The organism is Microbispora sp. NBC_01389, from assembly GCF_045040095.1.
Classification (GTDB): domain Bacteria; phylum Actinomycetota; class Actinomycetes; order Streptosporangiales; family Streptosporangiaceae; genus Microbispora.
This window is the reverse complement of the sequence record NZ_CP109552.1, coordinates 1,205,716-1,229,486: the sequence shown is the minus strand read 5'-3', so window position 1 is coordinate 1,229,486 and position 23,771 is coordinate 1,205,716. Positions and strand designations below refer to the sequence as shown.

General features: G+C 71.7%; 24 protein-coding genes. 15 read left to right on the top strand and 9 right to left on the bottom strand.

What is annotated here, in order from left to right:
* Positions 1–6 precede the first annotated feature (6 nt).
* From OG344_RS05375 to OG344_RS05330, 10 genes are all read left to right on the top strand, one after another.
* Entirely contained in the window at positions 7–906 is a 900-nt protein-coding gene (locus OG344_RS05375) for a terpene synthase family protein (protein ID WP_405087234.1), read from the top strand.
* Positions 903–2,501: a prenyltransferase/squalene oxidase repeat-containing protein gene (locus tag OG344_RS05370; RefSeq protein WP_405087233.1), complete on the top strand. Its 1,599-nt coding sequence runs from the start codon at positions 903–905 to the stop codon at positions 2,499–2,501. The genes OG344_RS05375 and OG344_RS05370 overlap by 4 nt, the downstream gene beginning before the upstream one ends.
* A gap of 269 nt (positions 2,502–2,770) precedes the next feature.
* On the top strand, positions 2,771–4,999 hold the full coding sequence (locus tag OG344_RS05365; protein WP_405089048.1) for a nitrate- and nitrite sensing domain-containing protein: 2,229 nt from the start codon (positions 2,771–2,773) through the stop codon (positions 4,997–4,999).
* Positions 4,996–5,430 (top strand): roadblock/LC7 domain-containing protein, encoded by a 435-nt coding sequence (locus OG344_RS05360; protein WP_327048144.1) that lies wholly within the window; start codon positions 4,996–4,998, stop codon positions 5,428–5,430. Before OG344_RS05365 ends, OG344_RS05360 begins: the two co-directional genes overlap by 4 nt.
* The gene (locus OG344_RS05355) at positions 5,427–5,801 is read left to right on the top strand and encodes a DUF742 domain-containing protein (protein ID WP_327048143.1); all 375 of its coding nucleotides are present in this window, start codon (positions 5,427–5,429) and stop codon (positions 5,799–5,801) included. The genes OG344_RS05360 and OG344_RS05355 overlap by 4 nt, the downstream gene beginning before the upstream one ends.
* Positions 5,782–6,369: a GTP-binding protein gene (locus OG344_RS05350; protein ID WP_405087232.1), complete on the top strand. Its 588-nt coding sequence runs from the start codon at positions 5,782–5,784 to the stop codon at positions 6,367–6,369. Before OG344_RS05355 ends, OG344_RS05350 begins: the two co-directional genes overlap by 20 nt.
* A 387-nt stretch (positions 6,370–6,756) precedes the next feature.
* A complete protein-coding gene (locus OG344_RS05345; RefSeq protein ID WP_327048141.1) occupies positions 6,757–7,929 on the top strand; it encodes an extracellular solute-binding protein in 1,173 nt (390 codons plus the stop codon).
* Between the two features lie 7 nt (positions 7,930–7,936).
* Entirely contained in the window at positions 7,937–8,863 is a 927-nt protein-coding gene (locus tag OG344_RS05340) for a carbohydrate ABC transporter permease (protein ID WP_405087231.1), read from the top strand.
* Positions 8,860–9,717 (top strand): carbohydrate ABC transporter permease, encoded by an 858-nt coding sequence (locus OG344_RS05335; RefSeq protein WP_405087230.1) that lies wholly within the window; start codon positions 8,860–8,862, stop codon positions 9,715–9,717. The genes OG344_RS05340 and OG344_RS05335 overlap by 4 nt, the downstream gene beginning before the upstream one ends.
* A gap of 352 nt (positions 9,718–10,069) precedes the next feature.
* A complete protein-coding gene (locus OG344_RS05330; RefSeq protein ID WP_405087229.1) occupies positions 10,070–10,954 on the top strand; it encodes a GNAT family N-acetyltransferase in 885 nt (294 codons plus the stop codon).
* 293 nt (positions 10,955–11,247) lie between these two features.
* Here the strand turns inward: OG344_RS05330 and OG344_RS05325 are convergent, their stop codons facing one another.
* From OG344_RS05325 to OG344_RS05300, 6 genes are all read right to left on the bottom strand, one after another.
* Positions 11,248–11,910, bottom strand: a complete 663-nt coding sequence (locus tag OG344_RS05325) for a hypothetical protein (protein WP_405087228.1) — start codon at positions 11,908–11,910, stop codon at positions 11,248–11,250.
* Between the two features lie 141 nt (positions 11,911–12,051).
* Entirely contained in the window at positions 12,052–14,193 is a 2,142-nt protein-coding gene (locus OG344_RS05320) for a multicopper oxidase family protein (RefSeq protein WP_405087227.1), read from the bottom strand.
* Positions 14,190–14,669 carry a DUF6220 domain-containing protein gene (locus tag OG344_RS05315; protein ID WP_405087226.1) on the bottom strand — a complete coding sequence of 160 codons (480 nt, stop codon included), beginning with the start codon at positions 14,667–14,669 and terminating at the stop codon, positions 14,190–14,192. The genes OG344_RS05320 and OG344_RS05315 overlap by 4 nt, the downstream gene beginning before the upstream one ends.
* Before the next feature lie 264 nt (positions 14,670–14,933).
* The gene (locus tag OG344_RS05310) at positions 14,934–15,470 is read right to left on the bottom strand and encodes a hypothetical protein (RefSeq protein ID WP_405087225.1); all 537 of its coding nucleotides are present in this window, start codon (positions 15,468–15,470) and stop codon (positions 14,934–14,936) included.
* Between the two features lie 84 nt (positions 15,471–15,554).
* On the bottom strand, positions 15,555–16,604 hold the full coding sequence (locus OG344_RS05305) for a glycosyltransferase family 9 protein (protein WP_405087224.1): 1,050 nt from the start codon (positions 16,602–16,604) through the stop codon (positions 15,555–15,557).
* Positions 16,605–16,679: 75 nt separating this feature from the next.
* Positions 16,680–16,847, bottom strand: a complete 168-nt coding sequence (locus tag OG344_RS05300) for a hypothetical protein (protein ID WP_405087223.1) — start codon at positions 16,845–16,847, stop codon at positions 16,680–16,682.
* Between the two features lie 149 nt (positions 16,848–16,996).
* Between OG344_RS05300 and OG344_RS05295 the strand changes: the two genes are divergently transcribed.
* Both OG344_RS05295 and OG344_RS05290 read left to right on the top strand, forming a co-directional pair.
* The gene (locus tag OG344_RS05295; protein ID WP_405087222.1) at positions 16,997–17,569 is read left to right on the top strand and encodes an RNA polymerase sigma factor; all 573 of its coding nucleotides are present in this window, start codon (positions 16,997–16,999) and stop codon (positions 17,567–17,569) included.
* Positions 17,559–18,734: a hypothetical protein gene (locus OG344_RS05290; protein ID WP_405087221.1), complete on the top strand. Its 1,176-nt coding sequence runs from the start codon at positions 17,559–17,561 to the stop codon at positions 18,732–18,734. Before OG344_RS05295 ends, OG344_RS05290 begins: the two co-directional genes overlap by 11 nt.
* Positions 18,735–18,751: 17 nt before the next feature.
* On the opposite strand, the gene OG344_RS05285 is transcribed toward OG344_RS05290, so the two are convergent.
* Together OG344_RS05285 and OG344_RS05280 are read right to left on the bottom strand one after the other, a co-directional pair.
* A complete protein-coding gene (locus OG344_RS05285; protein WP_405087220.1) occupies positions 18,752–19,927 on the bottom strand; it encodes a cation diffusion facilitator family transporter in 1,176 nt (391 codons plus the stop codon).
* Positions 19,920–20,327, bottom strand: a complete 408-nt coding sequence (locus OG344_RS05280) for an ArsR/SmtB family transcription factor (RefSeq protein ID WP_405087219.1) — start codon at positions 20,325–20,327, stop codon at positions 19,920–19,922. The genes OG344_RS05285 and OG344_RS05280 overlap by 8 nt, the downstream gene beginning before the upstream one ends.
* 187 nt (positions 20,328–20,514) lie before the next feature.
* Between OG344_RS05280 and OG344_RS05275 the strand changes: the two genes are divergently transcribed.
* Complete coding sequence (locus OG344_RS05275) at positions 20,515–21,303, top strand: lytic polysaccharide monooxygenase (RefSeq protein WP_405087218.1); 789 nt, start codon at positions 20,515–20,517, stop codon at positions 21,301–21,303.
* Positions 21,304–21,377: 74 nt separating this feature from the next.
* On the opposite strand, the gene OG344_RS05270 is transcribed toward OG344_RS05275, so the two are convergent.
* Positions 21,378–22,007, bottom strand: a complete 630-nt coding sequence (locus tag OG344_RS05270) for an Ohr family peroxiredoxin (protein ID WP_405087217.1) — start codon at positions 22,005–22,007, stop codon at positions 21,378–21,380.
* Between the two features lie 127 nt (positions 22,008–22,134).
* Here OG344_RS05270 and OG344_RS05265 point away from each other — a divergent pair, with 127 nt between their 5' ends.
* Together OG344_RS05265 and OG344_RS05260 are read left to right on the top strand one after the other, a co-directional pair.
* Positions 22,135–23,085 (top strand): Gfo/Idh/MocA family protein, encoded by a 951-nt coding sequence (locus tag OG344_RS05265; protein WP_405087216.1) that lies wholly within the window; start codon positions 22,135–22,137, stop codon positions 23,083–23,085.
* 54 nt (positions 23,086–23,139) lie between these two features.
* Entirely contained in the window at positions 23,140–23,757 is a 618-nt protein-coding gene (locus tag OG344_RS05260) for an HAD family hydrolase (protein ID WP_405087215.1), read from the top strand.
* Positions 23,758–23,771 lie beyond the last annotated feature (14 nt).

Sequence of the window (23,771 nt, the reverse complement as noted above, 5' to 3'; positions counted from 1 at the left end):
GACATCATGCACAAGACGAAGCCGACAGGAGACGCGCTCCGGGCGGCCAGGGAGTGCGGTGCCGCCGCCGCCGTGTCCGCCGGGCTCCAGCGGGATCTGCGCGAGTGCCAGGCGGCCTATCCCGGTCTCTTCCCCGCGCGGCCGTTCGACTCCACGCTGTTCAGCGCGGTCGCGCAGGCGAACGCGTTCGGCGCGATGTGGGCGAGCACGGACCGGTTGCGTGTCGCGAGCCGCACGGCGCTGTGGATCTTCGCGCTCGACTGGCTCCTCGACTACGTGGCGACGTCGCGGGAGGAGGTGGACCACCTCGTCCGGGGCTGTCTGGACGTGGCGGACGGCTCTCCGCCGCCGCCGGACTTCCTTCTGGGCCGTTTTCTCGCCGAGATCCAGGAGGAGCTCGCCACGGCGCCCGCGTTCGCCGGTTTCGAGCCCGTCTGGAGGGAGGAACTGCGGCGGATGCTGTCGGCCATGGCGCGGGAGTGGGACTGGAAGACGGCCGCCCGTGAGGGTAGGCCGCTGCCGACCCTGGACGAGTACCTCGCGAACGCGGACAACTTCGGCTCGTCCTTCGTCAACGTGTCCCACTGGATCCGGGGCGGAGACCTGGCCGCGCTCGGCCACTTCGACGAGCTCAGGGCCGCGAGCGGACAGGTACAGCGCGTCCTCCGCCTGCTCAACGACCTGGCCACCTACGAGCGGGACCTCGCCTGGGGCGATCTCAACGCGCTGATGCTCTGCTCGGGCCGGGAGGAGATCGCCGGACGCGTCGACGTCCTGGTGGACGGGTGCGGCGAGCTCCTGGAGCCGCTGCGCGACGTCTGCCCGGACGAGGTGGTCTATCTGGAAAGGCAGATTGGGTACAGCATGGGCTTCTACGGGATCACCGACTACTGGGGCGGACTGTGAACGTCGGCGGCCTGACCTTCCCCAAGGCGGTCGACGTCCCGGCCGCCGCCGCCGAACTGGTCACCGATCTCATGGTCCGGCCGTGGGGCACGGTCTCCCCCTCGGTGTACGAGACCGGGCGGCTGGTGAGCCTGGCGCCGTGGCTGGTGGGCCACCCGGAGCGGGTGCGGTTCCTGCTGAACGGGCAGCAGCCCGACGGCCGCTGGGGCGGGCCGGAAGGATACGCCCTCGTCCCCACGTTGAGCGCGACCGAGGCGCTTCTGTGCGCGATGTCGCGGGAGGAGCCCGGCGGGGAGTCACTCTCGCGGGCGGCCGGCAGGGGGCTGGACTGGCTGCTCGGCTGGCCGCCGCAGGGCGGTGCGCCGCTTTTCCCCGACATGCCGGCGATCGAACTGATCGTGCCCGCGCTGGTGGGCCTGGTCAACGCGCATCTGGACACGCTGGGCGGCGAAGGTGTGCCGCACCTCGGCGGGCGGCCGAGGCTGCGGCTGCCCGCGGGCATGAACGACCGCATGCTCGCCGCTGTCAGGTCGAGGGCCGGTTCCGGCGCGGAACTGCCGCAGAAACTCATGCACGCGCTGGAGGTGATCGGCCCTGTCGCCCACAGGATCCCGGGTGTCCAGCCCACGTCGATCGGCACCGTCGGCGCCTCCCCGGCCGCCACCGCGGCCTGGCTCAACGGCCGCGCCCTGCCGGACTCGGGCACCGCGGCCAGGCGGCACCTGGAGGCGGTCGCGCGACGGTACGGAGGGCCGGTCCCGGTGGGCCTCCCGATCACGATTTTCGAGCGCGGGTGGGTGCTGAGCTGGCTCGCTCGTGCGGGGATCCTCTTCGAGGTGCCGCCGGAGATGCTGGCGGATCTGCGGGCCGCCATCCAGCCGGTCGGCACGCCCGCCGGCGCCGGGCTGCCTCCGGACGCCGACACCACGTCGGTCGCCCTGTACGCCCTCGCGCTCCTCGGCATGCCGTACGAGCCGGACAGCCTGTGCGCCTTCCGTACGGACACCCACTTCTGCACCTGGCAGGGGGAGGAGGGTGCGTCGGTCAGCGTGAACGCCCACGTCCTCGACGCTTTCGGGCAGTACGCGGCGGTGCGGCCGGAGGCCGCCGAGCGCTATCGGCCGGACATGGACGCGATCGGGGTCTGGCTCTGTGAACGCCAGCGGCCGGAGGGGTGGTGGGACGACCGCTGGCACGCCTCGCCCTACTACGCGACTGTCTCCTGCGCACTGGCGCTGGACTCCTTCGGGGGCGCCGGCTGCGCCTCCTCCGTGCGGCGCGCAGTGCACTGGGTGCTGCGAACCCAGCGGCCGGACGGCTCCTGGGGCCGCTGGTGCGGCACCCGGGAGGAGACGGCCTACGCGATGCAACTGCTCCTGCTGAGCCGCGACAACCACCGTGAGGACGGACTCGTCGCGGAGGTGGCCGCCAGAGGGTACGACTACCTGCTCCGGTCGGGCGAGGCCGACGACCCGCCCCTGTGGCACGACAAGGACCTCTACCTGCCGGTGGCGGTCGTCGAAGCGGCGATCCTCGCCGCCCTGCACCTCGCACAGTCCAGCCGACTTGTTGTCGAGGCGCATCGTCAACTATGATCCCCTGGTCGCTTGATCACGGTATATAGGCATACATTCGTACATTTGGCCCGAATAGCGTACATAATGCGGCCTTGAGCGATTTTCCTTCCATTGCTAAGGTAGCGGGGCGTGGCGCGGCTATAAAGTTTGGGCGATGTCCGCCGCCCTAGCGATGAGCTTCTGGTTAATCGCCGGGAAACGCGCTATGACGGCTCTTCATATGTCGCTTGGTGGGTATTATGCGCTTCCGCAACTCCCGCGTGCGGACCAAAGTCACGGCCTTGCTCGTGTCGCTCGCGGCCCTGTGGATCTTCGCCGCGTGGGTGACCGTGCGCGACGGTCTCAACCTCGCGTGGGTGACGGTCTACAACAGCAACGTCGCCCAGCCGAGCGAGACCCTGCTGCTGGAGTTGCAGAAGGAGCGGCGCCTGTCGGTCTCCCGCGTGGTGAACCCGGCGCTGGTCCCGTCCGCCGACCTCGCCGCCCAGCGCAGCCGTACGGACGCCGCCGCCAACGAGTTCCGCAGGCTCACGCGCACCGACATCATGCGGTTCGCGGCGACCGACGGGCTCCAGAGACGGATCGACCGCACGACCCGGCAGCTCGACCAGCTCAATTCGGCACGGAACGTCGTGGACGCGCGTCAGGTGGACCGGAACAGGGTCGCCGGCGCCTACAACGACTCCATCGACGCCCTCTTTCAGACCTACTACGCGCTCGCCACTCTCGACGATGACGAAATCGCGAAAGACACGCGGACACTTATCAGCCTGAACTGGGCACGAGAGCTTATATCGCGAGAAGACGCGCTACTGACGGGCATCATCGGGGCGGGCAGGTTCGGCCAGGCGGAGGTCGCCCAGTTCATCCAGCTCGTCGGCGCCGAACGCAACGTGATGGACCTGGCGCAGGCCGACCTGGAGGAGCCGCTTCCCGACGTCCGCCGGCGGCTGAAGAACAGCGCCGCACTCGTCCGGCTCCACGACCTCGAGGACATGGTCGCGGAGCAGGGCAGGCCCGGCCTGCGCGTGCCCGTCAGCGGGGAGCAGTGGCAGTCCACGACGTCGGCCGCCCTGGCCCAGCTGCACGACGTGGTCAGCGGCGCGGGCACGACGATGATCGACCGGGCGGCCCCCGTCGCCGCCGGCGTCATCATCCGGCTGGTGCTGGCCGGCGTGCTCGGCCTGGTGGCGGTCATCGCGTCGGTCATCCTGTCGATCACGACGGCCAGGGCACTGGTCCGCCAGCTGGAGAAGCTGCGGGAGGCCGCGCTCGAACTGGCCAACGAACGGCTGCCCGGAGTGGTCGCCCGCCTCGCGCAGGGTGAGAAGGTCGACGTCCACGCGGAGGTGCCGCCGCTGAACTTCGGCCCGGACGTCATCGGCCAGGTGGGCGCGGCGTTCAACACGGTGCAGGAGACCGCGATCCGCACCGCGGTCGAGGAGGCGCAGCTCCGGCAGAGCATCCGCGACATCCTGCTGAGCCTCGCCCGGCGCACGCAGTCGCTGGTCCACCGCCAGCTGACCCTGCTCGACGTCATGGAGCGGCGCGAATCGGACCCGGCGGAGCTGAAGGACCTGTTCCGCATCGACCACCTCGCCACTCGCATGCGGCGCAACGCCGAGAACCTCATCGTCCTGTCGGGGGCGTCCCCCGCCCGCGCCTGGCGGCGCTCGGTGCCCATGGTCGACGTCGTACGCGGCGCGCTGGCCGAGGTCGAGGACTACACCCGGGTCACCGTGCTGCCGATGGGGCAGACCGCGCTCAACGGGCGCGCGGTCGGCGACGTCATCCACCTGCTCGCGGAGCTGATCGAGAACGCGGTGTCGTTCTCCCCGCCGTACACGATGGTGCAGGTGGGCGGTCAGGTGGTGGCCAGCGGGTACGCCCTCGAGATCGAGGACCGGGGTCTCGGGATGAGCCCCGACGACCTGGAGTCGGCCAACCAGCGGATCGCCGATCCGCCCGAGTTCAACCTGTCGAGCACCGCCCGGCTCGGCCTCTACGTGGTCAGCCGTCTCGCCGAGCGGCACGGCATCAGGGTGTCGCTCAAGGCGTCGCCGTACGGCGGCACGACCGCGGTCGTCCTGCTGCCGCGCGAACTCGTCATGGAGAACGGCGACGAACAGCCCGAGCAGGAGACCCGTCCCCGTCTCGACCGACGGGAACGCGGGGCGCGCGAGATCGCGCTGGTGGGCGCGCCCGACGCGGACCCGCTACCAGTCCAGGAGGTGGTTCCCGTGCCGAGGGCAGCAGAGACGCCCAGGCCCGAGCCGGCCGCCGGGCCGGAGCCCCCGGCCGCGTCGTTCACCCCGTCCGGGCTGCCGTTCCGGGTGCCCCAGGCGAGCCTCGCTCCGGCGCTCGCCGAGGAGCCGACGGGCGGCACGGAGCCGGAGGACGAGGAGGACCGCTCGCCGGAGGACATTCGCAAGATCATGGGCTCGTTCCAGTCGGGGACCAGGCGCGGCAGATCCGAGGCCGCCAAGCTGCTAGGTGAAGGGGAGGACAACCTGTGACGCAGAAGACCGGGGCGTCCGCGGACCTCGCGTGGCTGCTCGACGACCTCGTCGTGCGGGTCCGCGAAGTCGAGCACGGCATCGTGTTGTCCACGGACGGTCTGCTGCTGGCGACCTCCCAGGGCCTGCGCCTGGAGGACGCCGAACATCTGTCCGCCGTCGCGTCCGGGCTGCAGAGCCTCGCCCGCGGCGTCGGTGAGCGCTTCAAGGGCGGGCCCGTACGGCAGACCATCGTGGAGATGAAGTCCGCCTTCCTGATGGTGACGGTGGCGGGGCAGGGCGCCTGCCTGGCCGTGCTCTGCACGGGCGACGCCGACGTGGGCCTGGTGGCGTACGAGATGGCGATGCTCGTCGCGCGGGTCGGGCAGTACCTGACCTCGCCCGCGCGGACCACGATCGACCGGGCCACGGGTAGGGAGGTCCGCCTGTGAACCTTGAGTGGAGCCCGGACGAGGAACGCTTACTCGACGCGCCCACCATCCGGCCGTACGTCATCGCGCGCGGCCGCACGGAGGCGCAGGACCGCTTCGACCTCATCTCGCTGGCGGTGACGATCCGCCCCACCACCGGGGCGGAGATCGGGCTCGACCCCGAGCATCAGGCGATCGTGCGGCTGTGCCGCAGGGCGCTGTCGGTGGCGGAGATCGCCGCCCACCTGGACCTGCCGGCGGGGATCGTCCGGGTCCTCCTCGGCGACCTGTTCGACCGGGGGTTCGTGGCCGTGCAGCAGCCCCAACCGGAGATGGACGTGCTCGACGAGCGGATGTACAAGGCGGTGCTCGATGGTCTCCGGGCGCTCTGACACCCTGAAGATGCCCAAGGCGATCAAACTGCTGATCGCCGGCGGCTTCGGAGTCGGCAAGACGACGATGGTCGGCGCGGTCTCGGAGATCCGGCCCCTGCGCACCGAGGAGACGCTGACGAACCTCAGCGTCGGCGTCGACGACCTGTCCGGGGTCGAGACGAAGGCGACCACCACCGTGGCCATGGACTTCGGCCGCATCAGCATCGGGCAGGACTTCGTCCTCTATCTCTTCGGCACCCCGGGCCAGGAGCGGTTCTGGTTCGTGTGGGACGAGCTTGCCCGCGGAGCGCTCGGCGCGGTGGTGCTGGCCGACACCCGCAGGCTGGCCGACTGCTTCCCCTCCGTCGACTACTTCGAGCGGCGCGGCACCCCCTTCGTCGTCGCGGTGAACTGCTTCGAGGGCGCACCGGTGTTCGAACTGGACGAGGTCAAGCTCGCGCTCAACCTCGGCCCGGACGTGCCGATCCTGCTGTGCGACGCGCGCAAGCGGGAGTCGGGCAAGGAGGTTCTGATCGCGCTCGTCAAGCACGCGTACGGCCGGCGGCCGACCGCCGCCGCGCACTGACGCGTCCCGCGTCTTCAGGAGGCCGTGTCACCACACGGCCTCCTTCCGTTTTCAAGTGACTTGCGAGGTTCGTGAACCAAAGTCTGTTTTATTCGTTTGCATCCCTTTTGTGATTAGAGCGACGGACATGCCTTTCTTTCGCCGCCGGCGGCTCGTAACAGCTGCACAACAGCCGTTGATATGTAGCGTGAGCCCACTGTAGCCTCGCCCCATCGCAGAAACTATCGGTCTGAATTCCGAAAGTTTCGGTTGGAATTCAGAAGGGAAACCACCGTGAATTTAAGTCGTCGGAGTGCGGCGCTGATGGCGGCGTCCGCGCTTGTCCTCGGGGGATGTGGTAGTACCGGGAACGATGCCGGCGAGAGCAAGAGCTCAGCCGACAGCAAGGTGACGGTCGAGTGGTGGAACATCTGGACCACCGAGCCATTGAAGAGCTACGGCGTTCAGGCGATCAAGGATTTCCAGGCCAAGCACCCGAACATCACCATCAAGAGCGTTCCCTATGAGAACGAGGCGTTCAAGGCGAAGCTGACGACGCTCACGCAGTCCGGCAAGGCGCCGGACATCTTCCAGACCTGGGGCGGCGGCGTGCTCGGCCAGCAGGTCGACGCGGGCCTGGTCAAGGACCTCTCCGGCGACGCCGGTTCCTGGCTCGGCACGTTCACCGACGCGGCGCTGTCCGCGTACCAGGTCGAGGGCAAGACGTACGCGATCCCGGACGACATCGGCATGGTGGGCTTCTGGTACAACAAGGCCCTGTTCAAGAAGGCCGGGATCGCCGAGCCTCCGGGCACCTGGTCGCAGCTCATCGACGACGTCAAGAAGCTCAAGGCGGCCGGCGTCACCCCGATGGCCCTCGGCGGCAAGGACAAGTGGCCGGGCCACTACTACTGGGCGTACCTCGCCATGCGGATCGGCGGCCTCGACGCGCTGAAGCAGGCGGGTCAGAGCAAGGACTTCACGGGCGCGCCCTTCGTGCAGGCGGGGCAGAAGCTCAAGGAGCTCGCGGACCTCCAGCCGTTCCAGAAGGGCTTCCTCGGCGCGACGTACGGCGACCCGGGCGGCCAGGCCGCGACCATGGGCGACGGCAAGGCCGCCATGGAGCTGATGGGCCAGTGGGCGCCCGCGGTCGAGAAGGACGCCGGCAAGGGCCTCGGCGACGACCTCGGCTTCTTCCCCTTCCCGGCCGTCGACGGCGGCGCCGGTGCGGCCACCGACGCCTTCGGCGGCGGTGGCGGCTTCGCGATCGGTTCGGAGGCGCCGCCCGAGGCGATCGAGTTCGTGAAGTTCCTCACCGAGAGCAACGAGCACCGCAAGGCCGTCGCGACCGGCGGTGTGCTCCCGGTGCTGAAGGGTGAGGAGGACGCGGTCACCGACCCGAACCTGAGCGTGGTCGCCAAGAACCTCGCCGGGGCCACCGGGTTCCAGCTCTACCTCGACCAGGCGTATCCGCCGGCCGTCGGCCAGGAGGTCAACGACAGTGTGGCCCAGCTGATCGGCGGAACCAAGACGCCGGAGCAGGTGGCGCAGGCCATCACGGAAACGGCGAAGTCGGAGTAACTGCCGCGTGAAGACGACGAGACCCCGGAGCCATCGGCTCCGGGGGTTCACCACGATTCTCCTGTTCCTGCTGCCCGCGCTCGTGCTCTTCTTCGGGCTGGTGGTGGCGCCGATCCTGCTCGCCTTCTACGCGAGCGTCTTCAAGTGGAACGGCCTACGCGGACTGCCCACCGACTTCGTCGGCCTGGCGAACTTCACCCGCCTGCTGGCGGACGAGGTTTTCCTGGGCGACCTCTGGCGCGGCCTGTTGCTGATCATCATGTCGCTGGTGGTGCAGCTGCCCCTCTCACTGGGCATCGCCATGCTGCTCAACCAGAGGATCCGCGGCCGGGCCTTCTTCCGCCTGCTGTTCTTCGCCCCGTACATGCTGTCCGAGGCGATCACCGCGGTCCTGTTCATGATGATCCTGTCGCCGACGGACGGCCTGGCCAACGTCGTCCTGGGCTGGTTCGGGGTCGACCCCCTCGACTGGTTCGCCGACCCGTCGTCGGTGATGATGTCGGTGTTCATCGTCATGACCTGGAAGTACTTCGGCTTCCACATGATCTTGTACATCGCCGGGCGCCAGGGCATCCCGCGGGAGCTCACCGAGGCCGCCCAGATCGACGGCGCGACCGGCTGGAAGGTCTTCCGCTACGTCACGCTGCCGCTGCTCGGCCCCACCATCCGCATCAGCGTGTTCCTGTCGGTCATCGGTGCGATCCAGCTGTTCGACCTGGTCTGGATCATCACCGGCGGAGGCCCGTCGCACTCCTCCGAGACCATGGCCGTGACGATGTTCCAGTTCGGTTTCAAGCGCTTCCAGGTCGGCTACGCGAGTGCGATCAGCGTGGTGATGTTCTTCATCAGCCTCGTGTTCGCGCTCTTCTACCAGAGATACGTCATGCGGCGTGACCTCCAAGGAGCCTCCACCGTGCTGCGAGAACAGCGATGAGCGCCAACCGTCACAGGCAGTCGTCGACGTCGGGCGGTCCCCTGCGCAGCCTGTCCCTGCACACGATCGTCGTGATCACGGCGTTGTTCGTCGCCGTCCCCCTGGTGTACGCCGTGCTCGGCGGCTTCAAGACCACCCGGCAGCTGTCCAGCAACCCGATCGGCCTGCCCGACCCCTGGATGCCGGAGAACTACGGGGGCATCCTCGCCTCGGGGTCGTTCTGGCGCATGCTCTGGAACAGCACCTACATCGCGGTGCTGACCACGCTCGTGGTCGTCGCGGTGTCGGCGCTGGCGGCCTTCGTGTTCGCCCGGTTCGCCTTCCGGGGCCGCGAGGCGCTGTTCACGCTGTTCGCGGCCGGGCTCATGTTCCCGTTCGCGGTGGCGATCCTGCCGCTGTTCGTGCTGCTGCGGATGTTCGGGCTGCTCGACAACCCGCTCGGCGTGATCCTTCCGCAGGCGGCCTTCGGTATGCCGATGACGATCATCATCCTGCGCGGCTTCTTCCGGGCCATCCCGGGGGAGATCGAGGAGGCGGCGATCCTCGACGGATGCACCCCGTTCGGCTTCTTCTGGCGGATCCTGCTGCCGATGGCCCGGCCCGCGATCGCCACGGTCTCCGTGCTGGCCGTCGTCAACAGCTGGAACCAGTTCATGCTGCCGCTCGTGGTGTTCAGCGACGACAGCCTGTTCACGATCCCGCTGGGCGTCCAGCAGTTCCAGGGCCAGTACGCGACGGACGTCGCCCGGGTCATGGCCTACATCGTGGTGGCGATGCTGCCCGCCCTCGGTTTCTACGCCGTGGCCGAGCGTCAGCTCGTCAGCGGCCTCACCGCGGGGGCCGTCAAGGGCTGATCCCCGCGTGTACAGCCGCACGGTTTGACGCGCTCCCCGGCCTGAAGGCCGGAGCACTGCGGACGAATCTGGTAGCCGAGCACCCGGAAGGCTCGCTCCTTCCGGTAGTCCTTCCGCAGCAGCTCGCGCTTGGCCGTGTCCCGCCCGGACGTCAGGTCGGCGGGCACGGCCGCGTCGCGAGCGCTCCGCATGGGGCGGGCGCCGGCGTGGTGCCTCATCCTCACACGTCCTCCGTGTCCTCCCGGGTGTCCTCCGGCCCGTTCGCGTCCCACCCGCTGCCCCGCCGGGCAACAGGAAGGAGAACGGGGCCTAAGGTGAACCGAACGTGAGGAAAACTCGTAGGGAGAGATCGATGGCGGATTCCGTCGTCGTCCGCACCGCGACGGAGGCAGACGTTTCCGGACTGCGCGCCGTCGCGGATCACTTCCGGCTTCTCGACCGGTGGCCGGAGAGGCCCGACTTCCTGGACGCGGAGCGCGAGTTCGGCACCGTGGTCGTCGGCGAGGTGAACGGCACGATCGCGGGCTTCGGCGCGACCCTGCCCCGGGGGAAGATCACGCACCTCGGAGACCTGTTCGTCCTGCCGGACCATCAGTCGTCGGGAGCGGGCCGGATGATCCTGTCGCGGCTGCTGCCGTCCGGCGCCTCCATGATGACGTTCGCCTCGGCCGACCTCAGGGCGCTCGCCCTGTACGTCCGGCGCGGCATGCGGCCCCGATGCCCTCTGCTCTACCTCAGCCGGCCGCCACAGAGCGCACGCCCGGCGGAGAGCGGTCGCCCGGCACGGGCGAGGAACGAGCCTCTAGCGGAGGCGGCCCTCGCGCGTCCGGAGAGCGACCGGCTCGCGCCGGAAGCCCGCGACCTGGACGCGGCGGCGGCTCTGGACGCCCGGATCTCGGGCGGGGAGCGGATCGCGACCCTCGGCTGGTTCGCGGGCCTGCCCGGCGTGACGGTGCGGGCCGCGGCCTCGGGGTACGCGTTCGTGCGGGTGGCCGGTGACGCGGCCGTCATCGGGCCCGCCGGAGGCGACACCCCGGAAGACTGCGTCGAGGCGGTGCTGGAGGCGGCCGACGCCTGCTCGGGCGCGGGTTCCGTCGAGATCGCGGTGCCGGGCACACACCCGCTGTTGCCCCTGTTGCTCGACGCCGGATGGCGTATCGACGACAAGGACACGCTGATGACCAGCGAGGACTTCCTCCGGTTCGACTGCTACATCCCGCACCCCGACCTCGGCTGACCGGCCCGGGTGACACCGCGATCGGTTCGGGGTGGGCTTCCTGCCCCCTGGGCGAGCTGGGGTCGAGCACACCCCCGGCCTCGGGTGACGAGCCCGGGTGACACCGCGATCGGTTCGGGGGTGGTCTTGCCGCCCCGGCCTCGGGTGACGAGCTGGGCGGGTGGGGATGCTTCCCGTCCCCGGCCAGGGGGACACCGGGGACGGGACGGCGGCGGCGGCCCCCACGGGGGCGCGACGTCCGGCGCCGGGACGGACCCGCCGGCGTACGATCGCGGCGGACGGCCCGGCACCCCTTACGGGATCTTTCTCAGGTAGCGGGCCGAGGCCCAGCCGGGGATGCCGTCGGCGGTGTCCACGGCCACCCAGCCGTGGCCGGCGGTGCAGGCCCCGGCGATGTCGCCCTGCGCCGGGCGGATCTTCCCGACGGGGGCGTGGCCGAGCCCCGCGCCGTCGCGGACGTTGAGGTAACCGCCCTTGTGCACGTGCTTCAGGCGGTAGGCGCACGACAGCGAGGGCCGGCCGCTGAGATCGAGCCTGTGCAGGTAGCGGGCGGAGGCGAAGCCCGACGCGCCGTCGGCGGCGCGCACCGCGATCCAGCCGTGGGTGACGGCGCAGGAACCGGCGAATCCCCCGTCGGACACCCGCAGCCTGCCGACGGGGGCGTGCCGGCGCCCCGCGCCCTCGCGGACGTGGAGGAAACCTCCCGTGCGCACGCCCCGGAGACGGTAGGCGCACACACGTCCGGGGGCCTGCTCGATCTGCCGCGTGACCTCCTGGCGGGAGCCGGAGGACCCGGGCCGCTCAGGCGGGCGGACCGCCTCCCGGTGCGGCACGGCGGCCGCGGGTCCGCCCGGTACGGGCGGGCGGGCCGCCGCGAAGCCGTGCGCGGGAAGGCCGAGCCATCCCGCCGAGGCCCACACCGCCAGCGCCGGAACGACGCTCCTGGCCACTCTCACGGTCTCTCCCTTCGGGTCGGCATCGCCTGACGCCCGGCGGGGGACCCAGGCCTGCTCCACTCACCCGAAGTTGTGATCTGATTACCGTGTGTTTACACCTCGCCCGGCGGCGAGACCGGATTTTTTACCCGGCGCGGGTTCTCACCCGCCGTGGCCGCCGTGGAAGGGCGTGGTCACCCCCTCGTACGCCAGGTGCAGCATCATCCCCAGGTCGGCGTGGCTGAGGTTGTGGCAGTGGTTCATCCACAGACCGGGGTTGCCGGCGCGGAACGCGACCTCCCACACCTCCCCGGGCCGTACGTCGAAGGTGTCGAGCCACAGAGGGCTTCCGGTGGGGGAGCGGCCGTCACGCGCGAGCACCAGCACCCGGTGACCGTGGAGATGCCAGGGATGGGTGTCCCTGCCCCGGTTGACCACGGTGAGGCGGACGAGATCGCCCTCCGCGACCACCTGGGTGGGCACGTGCGGGTAGGCGCGGCCGTTGATCGTGTGCGCGTAGATCGGCAGTCCGTCCCCGAGCGCGAGCCCCCGGTCGAGCACGAGCGTGAACCGCCGGTCGAAGTGGGACCGCGACGTGTACGGCGTGGGCGCCGGCGTGCCGTACCGGGTGAGGTCGAGCTCCGGCCACCCGGCCGCCGCCGCGGCGTCCTCGGCGTTCGTGGTGTCCTCGGCGTTCGTGGTGTCCGTGGCGTCGTCGGAACGAAGCGAGGCATCCGTGGGGCCCGCGGTGTGCTGGGCGCCGGGAGCGTCGACGGCCCCGGAGACGTGACCGGTGCCGTTCGCCGCAGCCGTGAGGCGTACGGCCTCGGTGCGGTCGTCCGCCCGCAGGATCACCGGCCCGGACGGCATGGTGAAGGCGAGGTCGTACCTGCCGCCCGCCGGGAGCCTCAGCCCGGCCCGGCTCAGCGGGCCCGGCCCGCTCAGGTCCGCGCCGTCCACCGCCGCCAGCCGGTAGACCGTGCCCGCCAGGGTGAACCGGTGCGGGGTGTTGTCGGTGTTGACCAGGCGCAGCCGCACCGGTGTGCCCGGCGCCACTTCCTGGAGGATGGACTGGTCGTGGTCGCCCGCCACGGTCGTGCCCGCGAAGGTGTGCACGGGAAGCGTGAGATCCACGCCGGTGGCCGCGGGTCCTCTCGGCGCCACGACGAGCATGCCGTAGAGACCCATCCGTACGCCGATGTCGGAGACCTCGTGCGTGTGGTACCAGTAGGTCCCCGTCTGGGCGGCCAGGAACCGGTAGACGAACTCGCCGCCCGGCGGCACGGCCTCCTGCGTGAGCCCCGGCACGCCGTCCTCGCCCGAAGGCACGTCGTAGCCGTGCCAGTGCAGGGTGACGCCCTCCGTGATGTCCGCGTTGCGCAGCCGCACCTCGACGAGGTCGCCCTGTGTGGCGGTGATCGGCGGGCCGGGAACCTGTCCGTCGAAGGTCCAGGCGGCCACTTTCCGTCCGGACGACAGTGTGACGGTCGCCGTGCGCGCTGTCAGCGTGAACCGGCGTACGGTTCCGCCGGGCGCGGGCTCCGCCGGGCCGCGCAGATCCGTGACCGGGCGGACGGGTGCGGGCGCGTGGCCGGACGCCTGTGTGGACGCTTGTGTGGACGCCTGTGCGGACGCGGCATGCCCCGGCATGTCGTGGCCGCCCTCGGCATCGTCAGGGCCAGCGGCTCGGGCGCTGTCTCCCACGACGCTGTCTCCCGGAGAGCCGGCTCCGGCGGTGGTGGAGGGGAGGAACGTGAGGACCCCGCCGGCCAGGGCGGCGGCGACCGTCGCCGCCGTCGCCGCGCGCAGCAGGGGCACCCGCGGGACCATCGCCCGCCACGTCACCAGTACGGCCCCCGCGACGACGGTCAGGAGGATGAGCGCGGAGCCCGGCTCCGCCGGATACCCGAGCAGGAAGGTCTGCACGGGGCCGGCCGCCGCCGCGTACCCGGCCCCGAGCAGGGGGACCACGACCGCGGGCGACCTCACGGCGTCCCGGCCGGCCGCCGAGGTCGCGCGGGACGCGGCCAGCAGCCGCGGCCCGGCCGTCACGGCGGCGACGACGCTCGCCGTCAGGAGGAGCGGCAGGGCGATTGTGACCTTCTCCTGGACGAACCACCAACCGGCCCCGGCCAGCGCGAGAACCGACCACGCCCGGGCCGGTGACGCGACCATGGCCCCCGCCATCAGGGCCGCGGCCGTCCTCGGGCGCCGGGCGGCGGCCGCCGCCCCCGCGCCCGCCCACGCCGCCGCGGCCAGGACCGAGACGAGCAGGTCGAGCGCCATCAGCCGGTCGGTGGTCACGACGCGCGCACCGCCGGGCCGTCCACGGCGCCGTCCACGCGGCCCTCCACGGCGTCTTCCGCCGAGGCCGGGGCGCTCCACGCGAGCCGCCGCGCCCGGCCGAACACCGTGCCGCAGACGCCCATGACCGCCATGCCGTTGAGGGCGTGCAGCCCGAGGATCGCCAGGGAGAGCGGGGTGGTGTTGCCCGCCGCGTCCTCGAACACGCCGCCGAGCGCGACGATCAGCGACTGTACGACGACCAGCCCCACCGGCAGGGCGGTCAGGCCGATCAGCCGCCCCGGCGCCCGGGCCGCCGCCGCGGCGGCGGTGGCCACCAGCGACAGCACCGGAATGACCAGCATGCCGTTCATGCTGTGCGCGGCGAACGAGGAGTCGTCCTGGGGTTTGTCGAACGCGCCGACAGCCGCCAGGTACATCTGCACGATGGCGGCGGCGAGCAGTAGTCCCGCGAATACGGCGTAGACCTTGCGCACGGCGGTGCTCCCTTCGATGAGCGGATTGTGGGGATCACCGGGATCGTGTCCCACTTCGAACCGGCGCGTCGTCCCTCTGGGAGAGACACGTCGGCTACCGCTCGGGGAGTATGAGGGCAGCTCTTCCGCCCGCCCGCGTACTCTCCCGGCGGCGCTCCGATCGTCGCCGCCGGGGGCCGCCCGCGTCGTCGCACGCCGGAAGGCGCTTGCGACTACCGCCGCCGCATCAGCGGCGCGGGCCGCTACCGCGCGGGGAGTACGCCGTCACTGCGGCCAGCCGGCGATGATGCCGGGGGTGATGGCGTCGCTGTGGCAGTTCAGCGTCGCGCGGCGGGCCTTGTCCACGACGCAGACCTTGACGTCCACCCGCCTGATCCGGCCGTCCGACGACAGCCGGAACGCGTTCCGGGACGCGCAGGTCGTACGCGGCAGGGCCCAGCCGGTGCCGCCGCCGATGTAGTGGAAGCGCGCCCTGATGTAGGCGCAGTGGCCGCCGTGCGCGTCGCGATCGTAGAGGCTGCCGGAGACGACGAAGGTCTCCGCGGTGAACCGGGTGATCCAGACGTCGGCCTTGGCGTAGCCGCGGTGCCCGGCCCGCGACCGCACCGGCCCCCAGTGGATGAGCGGTGCCGCGCCAGGCCGGGTCCTCCCGGCCTGTGCCGTGGCGGCCTGGGTCGAGGTGGACTGTGCGGAGGCGGCCTGGTTCGCGATCCTGGGCGTGGCGGCCTGGGCCGGAGCGGCCTGCGGACCCATGGCCGACACGGCTGCCAGCAGTCCGCCGATGACGAGGTTCTTGCTCATGTCGGCCGACCCTAGGACGGGAGTCTTGGAGGGACCTTGCAGCCGTCTTGTCCCCGGGCGGTGCGGTGGCGCCCTGAGAGGTCCTCACTCGCCGCGCAGCAGGGCTTGGGCCTGTTGCACCACCTCGTCGACCGTGACCTCGGCCACCCACGACTCGTCGTGCGGGCACCGCTCCGCCCGCGGATCGAGCCCGCCGACGCCGCAGACCGGGCACTCGGCGGTCCAGGACATCAGGGGCCGGTGCAGGGTGCGGGTGAGCGGCCCGGCGTTGATGAGGTTGCCGCACCAGTAGACGCCCACGGTGGCGGTCCCCACCGCCGCGGCCAGGTGCCGGGGGCCGGTGTCGTTGGAGATCACCAGGTCGCACCGCTCGTAGAGCGCCGCCAGGCCGCCGATGCCGAGCGTCCCGACGGCCATGACGGCGGGCCGTCGCATCGCCGCCGCGACCTTCTCGGCCACCTCGCGCTCGGCCTGGACACCGGTGATCACGACCGGCCGGCCGAGCCGGTCGGCGGCCTCGGCGAAGGAACGGGCCGGCCAGCGTCGCCGCGGATCCGTCGCCCCGGGGTGCAGGGCCACCAGGCCGGGCGGCGGCTCGCCGTACACGCGGGCCAGTTCGGCACGGTCGGCGCCGGTCACGGTGATCCGCGGCTCGAACACCTCGGGCGTCCCGCCGACCAGCGCCGCCACCTCCAGGTGGCGGAGGGTCTCGTGCTGGAAGTGGACGTACGGCACCCAGAGGTCGAGCCGTTCGGCGTCCGGCGAGCACAGCCCGGCCGTCACCCGGGCGCCGATCGCCCTGACGAACGGATTGGAGTAACGGCCGCCGCCGTGGATCTGCACGGCGAGGTCGAACCGCCGCTCGCGCAGCTTCTCGAACAGGCTTTCCGGGGCCTTGTGGCCGTTCACGGCCGAGGAGACGCCCGAGATCGGCGGCAGGGCGACGACGTCGTCCACCGGGCCCGGCCTGGCCTTGAGGAAACGCGCGTGCCAGGGCCTGCCGAGGAGGGTCAGCCGCGCCTCCGGATAGGCTCGGCGCAGCGCCTCCAGGGCGGGTATGGCGAGAACCAGGTCACCCAGGGCGTTGGCCCGCAGGACCGCGATCCGGTCCACCCCCTCGATCACCCCGCCCATCGCCGCGCCCCTCGCCGGGTCTCCGTCTCCGAGCCGATCACCGTGCCCCTCGCCGGGTCTCCGTCTCCGAGCCGATCACCGTGCCCCTCGCCGGGTCCCCGTCTCCGAGCCGATCACCGTGCCCGAGGCGGTGTCGCTCGCGGTGTCGCTCGTTTGCGCCGCGAGACCCGCCGGCGTAACGGCGAGCGCACCGGGGCGGTCCCTGGCGGGCACGAGAACGTCGAGGTCAGGCGGGGTGGACATGCGCGGCTGATACCCCTGGGGTGGTAGGGCAAACAGCGCTGCCGAGTGGCCGCCCGCGCCCCTGGCCCCCAGGTTTTTCGCGTCCGGCTGTCATCCGCCGGGCGGTGCCGGACATAGACAGCTGCTGACGGACGGAGGGCGGGACATGGATGTCGGAGCAGGTGGTCAGGTTCACGCGGATGTTCGACACCTGTTATGAAAGCGTCCTGCGCTACGCGGCACGGCGGGTGGGCGAGGACACGGCCGGTGACATCGCCGGTGAGACGTTCTCCATCGCCTGGCGGAGGCTGCGGGACGTGCCGCCGCGGGACGCGGACGTGCTGCCCTGGTTGTACGGGGTCGCGCGGCGCGTCATCGCGAACGAGGAACGGCGCGAACGGCGGAGCGGGCGTCTGCTCGCCCGCCTGGCGAGCTTCGCGCGGTCCGGGCGGACGGCCGCCGGTGACCCTGGCGAGGACGTGGTGGCGGCCACCGCTCTGGAGGAGGTCCTCCACCGCATGAGCCCGGCCGATCGGGAGATCCTCCGGCTGATCGGCTGGGAGGACCTGTCCGTCTCGCAGGCCGCGGTGGTCTTCGGATGCTCGCCCGCGACCATGGCCGCCCGCGCCCGCCGCGCCCGGCAGCGCTTTCTCGCCGCCCTGCGCGACCATGGGGTGAGCGTCACGCCGGCCAGCGCGCCGCGGCCCGGTCCCCTTGAGAGGAGCGCGGGTCATGACCGATGACTTCGCCGACGTACGGCGACTGCTGGCGCCGGTCGATCCGGCGCCGCCGGAGATGTACGCCGGAGCCGCGTCGGCTCCGCGGGCGCGGGCGACGCTGCGGGACATCGTCTCCTCGACGCCGGACCTCACAGCGGAACCAACAGCGGCCCCCGGGGTGACGGCCCGGCGCCCGTTGGTCCGGCGCCCAGTGGTCCGGCGCCGGTCAGCCGGGCGCCTGTCGGTCCGGGGCGCGACGGTCGCGTGGCTGACGGCCGGGTGCGTGGTGATCGCTCTTCTCGCGGGAATCACGCGGCGGGGTCCCGCGGACGAGCCCGCGGACGAACCCGCCGCCCGTGTTCCGACCGTCGCCATGCTGTCCTACCACCGATCGGGGAGTGAGTCGTCGATGACGGGGAGCCTGCCGCCCGCGCGTCCGATCCTGCTGCGGCTGGCCAAGGCCGCCGGACGGCAACCGGACCCGATCAGACCGGTGGGGGCGAGATACAGCCACCTGCGGCTCAACGAGTGGAATCTCAACGTGGCCGTCTCCGGCGGTCGCGCCGGCGTGGCCGTCGTGCCCACGGTCACGGAGCAGTGGACGCCGATCTCCCCGGCGGACCCGGTGCGGCGGGTCGAGCGTCGCGGCACGCCGATCGTCATCGGGTACGGCAGCGAGCGGTTGGCGGCGGTCGCCACCGACGTAGCCCCCACGTCGGACGACGTGTCCGCGGCGGACGCCGCGCTGTCGAGCCGGTCGCCGGATCGGCTGCCGCCGGACGCCGCCGCCCTCCGCCGGGCCCTCCTGCCGCCGGGGCCCGTGCCCGGCGGCGTGACCGAGGCCGAGGAGCTGGTCCGGGCCGTCATCGACCTCCACGGCGAGTGGAACGTCCCTCCCCGGCTCTCGGCCGCGCTCTGGCGGATGCTGGCCGGCCAGCCGCTCGGCTACCTGGGCCGGACGACCGACCGGGCGGGCCGGGCCGGGGAGGCCGTCGCCCTGGACGTGACCAGGGGACTGCCCAGGAGGCTGGTCCTCGTCATCGATCCGGTCACGGGCCGCCTCGGCTCCAGCGAGGAGATCCTCACCACGGACGCCGGAAAGCTCGGGGTCGACGTTCCCGCCGTCGTCGGCTACCGGCTGTTCCTCGGCCGGGGATGGACGCTCGACGACCGGACCACGGCGGGGTGAACCGGTGATTGTGAGGGTCAGGTGGGGCGATCGGAGAGGCGGTCGGGGCGGGGGAACCTGATCCGGCGGCGTCCCGGGCACCCGTTCGGGCCGCGCCTGCCGGAGGCGTCCTCGGGAGGCCGTCCGTTGGTGTGCGCCGGGCCGTGCGCCTCCGCGCAGTGGGGCTCGGCCGGGCCGCCGATGGCGAGCAGGTCCGGAGGGGCGTGGTCGACCTGGAGGGTGGTGTGGGCGATGCCGTACTCGTCGTGGACCATCCGCTGGGCGGCCTGCCGTACGGCGTGGCAGTCGGCGCCGGGGGAGACCAGGATGTGCGCGGACATCGCCGGATAGCCGGAGGTGACCTCCCAGATGTGGAGGTCGTGCACCTCGACCACGTGCTCCAGGGCGGCCGTCCGGCGGCCGATCTCGGCGGGGCTCATGCCCGCGGGGGCAGCCTCCATGAAGACCCGGCCGGAGTCGCGCACCAGGCCCCAACCGGCCTTGAGCATCAGGGCGGCCACGACCAGCGCGGCCAGGGCGTCGGCCCGGCTCCAGCCGGTGGCCCACACCACCGCGCCGGCGACGGTGGTCGCGATGAACGCGAACAGGTCGTTCAGGATGTGCTGGAACGCGCCCTCGACGTTGAGGCTCGACCGGTTCGCCCTGCTCAGCAGCCAGGTCGCGGCGAGGTTGACGACGATCCCGGCGATCCCCGTCGCGACCACGTACGCGCCCGCGACCTCGGGGGGCTCGATCAGCCGGCGTACGCCCTCGTAGACGAACCAGACACTGAGCAGCAGCAGCGTGATGCCGTTGATCTGCGCGGAGATGATCTCCGCGCGTTTGAGGCCGTACGTGAAGCCGCCCTGGGGAGGCCGGGCGGCGATCCGCATCGCCACGATCGCGAAGGCGATCGCGATGGCGTCGGTGAGCATGTGCCCGGCGTCGGACACCAGGGCGAGGGAGTGCGCGACGACGCCGACGACGACCTCGGCCGCCATGAAGCCGAGGATGAGCACCAGCGCGCCGGTCAGCAGCCGCCGGTCGGCCTCGGCGCTGACCGCGTGCCCGTGCCCGTGCCCGTGCCCATGCCCATGCCCACGGCCGTGACCGGGTGCCTGTCCCGTCCCGCGCCGGAGTCCTCGCAGGTCCTCGTGCGCGGTTTCGTACGCGGTTTCGTACGGGGGTTCGTGCCCTGTGCCGGTCTCACTCATCGTCCCGGTCCTTCTCCTCATGCGTGATGTGCGTGATCGCCAGATCGAACAGCAGTCGCACATGCGAGTCCGCGAGGCGGTAGTAGGCCATCCTTCCCGTGCGCCGGACCTTCACCACGTTGTGGGCCCGCAGCAGGCGCAGGGCGTGGGACGCCGCGGACATGCTGTGCCCGGTCGCCGCGGCGAGGTCGCACACGCACATCTCGCCGCCTTCGAGCAGCGCCGCGATCAGCCGCAGCCGTCCGGGGTCGGACAGCAGCCCGAAGATCTGCGCCAGGTCCTCCATCGTCTCCGGGCCCGGCATGACCCGTCTGACGCTCTCCACCCGGTCGGCGTCGACCACGGGAAGCACGCAGGAGTCGGCGGTCTCGATGTCCACAACGATTGAACGGTCGTTCACATGAAGAAGTTTAGGTGACCGGGCCGACCTGTCAACGACCCGCCGCCCAGGGGCTCCGCCCACGACCGGCCGGTGGACCGATCCACTCGCGAGGATCTCGCCTCCGCAGGTAGTCGCAGTATTTGGTCTTCACTGTTAGGAAAGTTTCTTTTATATTTGCGCCACCCCCAGCAGTGAGGAGCACCACATGCGAAGAGCGCTGACCTTCCTCGCGACGGCCATGGTCGTCATCGGTGCCACGGTGTTCGTCGCCTCGCCCGCTCAGGCGCACGGGTACGTCTCGTCGCCGCCGAGCCGGCAGGCGATGTGCGCGCAGGGCCGCGTCCCCAACTGCGGCGACATCGTGTACGAACCCCAGAGCGTCGAAGGACCGAAGGGGCTGCGCAGCTGCAGCGGCGGCAACGCCCGGTTCGCCCAGCTCGACGACGAGAGCAGGCCGTGGCCCGCGACCAGTGTCGGCGACACCGTCACCTTCACCTGGTCGCTGACCGCCCGACACTCGACGAGCACGTGGGAGTACTACATCGGCGGCACGCGGATCGCCGTCTTCGACGATCACGGCGCGCAGCCGCCGGCCACCGTCAGCCACAGCGTGAGCCTGGGCGGCCGTACGGGCCGGCAGAAGGTCCTCGCCGTCTGGAACGTGGCCGACACCACGAACGCCTTCTACGCCTGCGTCGACCTCCAGGTCGGTTCGGGCGGGACGCCCAGCCCGAGCCCGTCCCCGACGCCGCAGCGCACCCCCTCGCCGAGTCCTTCTCCCAGTCCTTCTCCCAGTCCTTCTCCCAGCGCCTCTCCCACACGCAGTCCCTCGCCGACCCCGACCGTTCCCGGCGGCACCTGGGCGGCCGGTACGGCGTACAAGGTGGGAGACCGGGTCACCTACGCAGGCGTGACCTACCGGTGCCTCCAGGCGCACACCGCGCTCACCGGCTGGGAGCCGCCGAACGTCCCGGCGCTCTGGCAGCGGGTCTAAAGCTCGCTCCCGGCCGGCTCGCATGCGGCCCGTGCTCCCCGCGGGCACGGGTCCGCGTACGGTCAGGACGCGGTTCAGGCGACGTGGACGTGGACCTCGGCGCCCTGCGTGAAGGCGCGGGAGTACGGGCACTCGCGGTGGGCCTCGTCCACCAGCCGCCGGGCCGTCTCGGGCTCGACCCCCGGCAGGCGTACGGTCACGTCCGTACTGATCGTGTAGTCGTCGGCGATCCCCCGCTTGCGCAGCGTGACGGTCGCGTCCACGGTGGCGTCGGCGGTCCGGGCGCCCTGCCGCCCGGCGACCAGGGTCAGCGAGTTGTGGAAGCACGACGCGTACGCCGCCGCGAGCAGTTGCTCGGGGTTGGTCTCCCCGCCCGGCCCGCCCAGCTCCGGGGGCGCCTTGATGCGCAGGTCGAGCAGGCCGTCGTCGGAGGCCACCTTGCCCAGGGCGGACGAGGCGCGGGCCGTGTAGAGGCCGTCGTATGACCCGTCGCCCCCGCGCTCATGCCCCGGTCGGCCTTCCGGGGCAGGCTGCGCCGCCTCGCCGGGCTCCTTGCCGGGCCGCTCGCCGGTCCGGTCCTCCGGCCGGCCTTCGTCCGGGCACATGAGCCCGGTGATCTCCGCCTCCACTCCGGGGCCCGAATAGTCGGGCCCCGGAGCCCGGTCGCCCGGCAGATGAGTGGCTCGCCACACTTCCTCGCTCATCGCGTTTCCCCCGTCATGGATCGGCGGGTGGCGTACCCCTCTGACCTGCCCGATATCGGAAGCCAGGGGCAAATATTCGCCTGTGCTACCGTCCCCGCAGGATCTGGGCGACGAGGAGTGGATCGGTATGAGCGGTGTTCGGTGGGGCATCCTCGGCACGGCGGGCATCGCCGCCCGGGCGTTCCTTCCGGGTCTGCGCGAGGCGGGCGGCGGCACGGCCGCCGTCGTGGCGGGCCGCGACCTCGCGCGGGCCGAGGCGTTCGCCGGTGAGAACGGCGTCGGCCGTGCGGTGCGCGGGTACGAGGCCGTGATCGAGGACCCGGACATCGACGCGGTCTACGTCCCGCTCCCGAACGCCCTGCACGCGCCGTGGACGATCGCCGCCCTGGAGGCCGGCAAGGCGGTGCTGTGCGAGAAGCCGCTGTGCCTCACGGCCACGGAGGCCGAAAGCGTGATCGACGTGGCCCGCCGGTCGGCCCGCCCGCTCTGGGAGGCGTTCGTCTTCCCGTTCCACCCGCAGACGGCCCGGCTGCGCGACCTCCTCGACCAGGGCGTCATCGGCGACCTGCGGGAGATCTGGTCGTCCTTCCACTTCCAGCTCGAGGGCGCGGAGAACATCCGGCTCGACGCGGCCCTCGGCGGCGGCGCCCTCTACGACGTGGGCTGCTACTCTGTACGGCTCGCGCAACTGCTGTTCGGCCGTGAGGCCGTGGCCGGTCACGCCGTCACGGTCAAGGGCGAGGCCGGGGTGGACGTCGAGACCGCCGGAGTGCTCGAGTTCGATCCCGGCCGCCTGTTGCTGAGCTGCAGCTTCGACCTGCCGTTCACGACGTACGCCCGGCTGGTCGGCACCGACGGGGAGATCCGCCTGACCAATCCCTTCCACCCGAAGACGCACGACGTGCTGGAGGTCTGGCGCGAGGAGCGGCCGGTCCAGCGACACGAACCGGCGGAGGGCTCGACGTTCTCCTGGGGGATCCGCCACATCCACGAGGTGCTGCGCGGCGAGGCCGAGCCCCGGCACACCGCCGTCGACGACTCCCTCGGCACCGCCCGGGCCCTGGACCTGCTCCGCTGACCCCACCTCCCCGGAGAACCGTGGACGCGGGCCACGCCGTGGTATGCATGGGCGATGGCGACCCCCCGGCCGTTCGAAGCGGTGCTGTGCGACTTCGACGGCGTCATCCGTTTCCACGACCAGACGGAACTGGTCGAGCTGGAGCGCGCGGCCGGTCTCGCCGAGGGCACCACGACGAAGGTCGTCTTCGCGCCCGAGGTGGGCCTGCCGGCGCTGCTGGGGCACATCACCGTCGAGCAGTGGAAGGGCGCGGCCGAGGCCGCGCTGGCCCGGCAGGTGCCGCCGGAGCGGGCCCGCGCCCTGGTCACGGCGTTCTTGAAGGCGCCGACACGGGTGGACGAGGACATGCTCGGCCTGCTGCGCCGGGCCCAGGCGCATGTGCCCGTCGTGCTCGTGACCAACGCGACGCTGGACCTGGAGGACGACCTCGCGTGGCTGGGCCTCGCCCACTTCGCCGACGAGGTGGTCAGTAGCGCCCGGGTGGGAGTGACCAAGCCCGGCCCCCGCATCTACGAGATCGCCGCGGATCGGGCGGGAGTTCCGGCGCACCGATGTCTCTTCGTGGACGACCGCATGGATAACGTCGAGGTGGCCCGGGCGCTCGGCATGACCGCCGTCCTGTTCACCGGTGTGTCCGACCTCGAAGCCGCCCTCACCCCCCTGCTCGGCTGACCCTCAGCCGAGTC

Bases quoted from the DNA above. Each gene is read 5' to 3' on its own strand.
- OG344_RS05375 (WP_405087234.1), top strand. From the start codon at position 7: ATGCACAAGACGAAGCCGACAGGAGACGCGCTCCGGGCGGCCAGGGAG.
- OG344_RS05350 (WP_405087232.1), top strand. From the start codon at position 5,782: ATGGTCTCCGGGCGCTCTGACACCCTGAAGATGCCCAAGGCGATCAAA.
- OG344_RS05335 (WP_405087230.1), top strand. From the start codon at position 8,860: ATGAGCGCCAACCGTCACAGGCAGTCGTCGACGTCGGGCGGTCCCCTG.
- OG344_RS05330 (WP_405087229.1), top strand. From the start codon at position 10,070: ATGGCGGATTCCGTCGTCGTCCGCACCGCGACGGAGGCAGACGTTTCC.
- OG344_RS05310 (WP_405087225.1), bottom strand. From the start codon at position 15,470: ATGAGCAAGAACCTCGTCATCGGCGGACTGCTGGCAGCCGTGTCGGCC.
- OG344_RS05305 (WP_405087224.1), bottom strand. From the start codon at position 16,604: ATGGGCGGGGTGATCGAGGGGGTGGACCGGATCGCGGTCCTGCGGGCC.
- OG344_RS05300 (WP_405087223.1), bottom strand. From the start codon at position 16,847: ATGTCCACCCCGCCTGACCTCGACGTTCTCGTGCCCGCCAGGGACCGC.
- OG344_RS05295 (WP_405087222.1), top strand. From the start codon at position 16,997: ATGTCGGAGCAGGTGGTCAGGTTCACGCGGATGTTCGACACCTGTTAT.
- OG344_RS05290 (WP_405087221.1), top strand. From the start codon at position 17,559: ATGACCGATGACTTCGCCGACGTACGGCGACTGCTGGCGCCGGTCGAT.
- OG344_RS05285 (WP_405087220.1), bottom strand. From the start codon at position 19,927: ATGAGTGAGACCGGCACAGGGCACGAACCCCCGTACGAAACCGCGTAC.
- OG344_RS05275 (WP_405087218.1), top strand. From the start codon at position 20,515: ATGCGAAGAGCGCTGACCTTCCTCGCGACGGCCATGGTCGTCATCGGT.
- OG344_RS05270 (WP_405087217.1), bottom strand. From the start codon at position 22,007: ATGAGCGAGGAAGTGTGGCGAGCCACTCATCTGCCGGGCGACCGGGCT.
- OG344_RS05265 (WP_405087216.1), top strand. From the start codon at position 22,135: ATGAGCGGTGTTCGGTGGGGCATCCTCGGCACGGCGGGCATCGCCGCC.
- OG344_RS05260 (WP_405087215.1), top strand. From the start codon at position 23,140: ATGGCGACCCCCCGGCCGTTCGAAGCGGTGCTGTGCGACTTCGACGGC.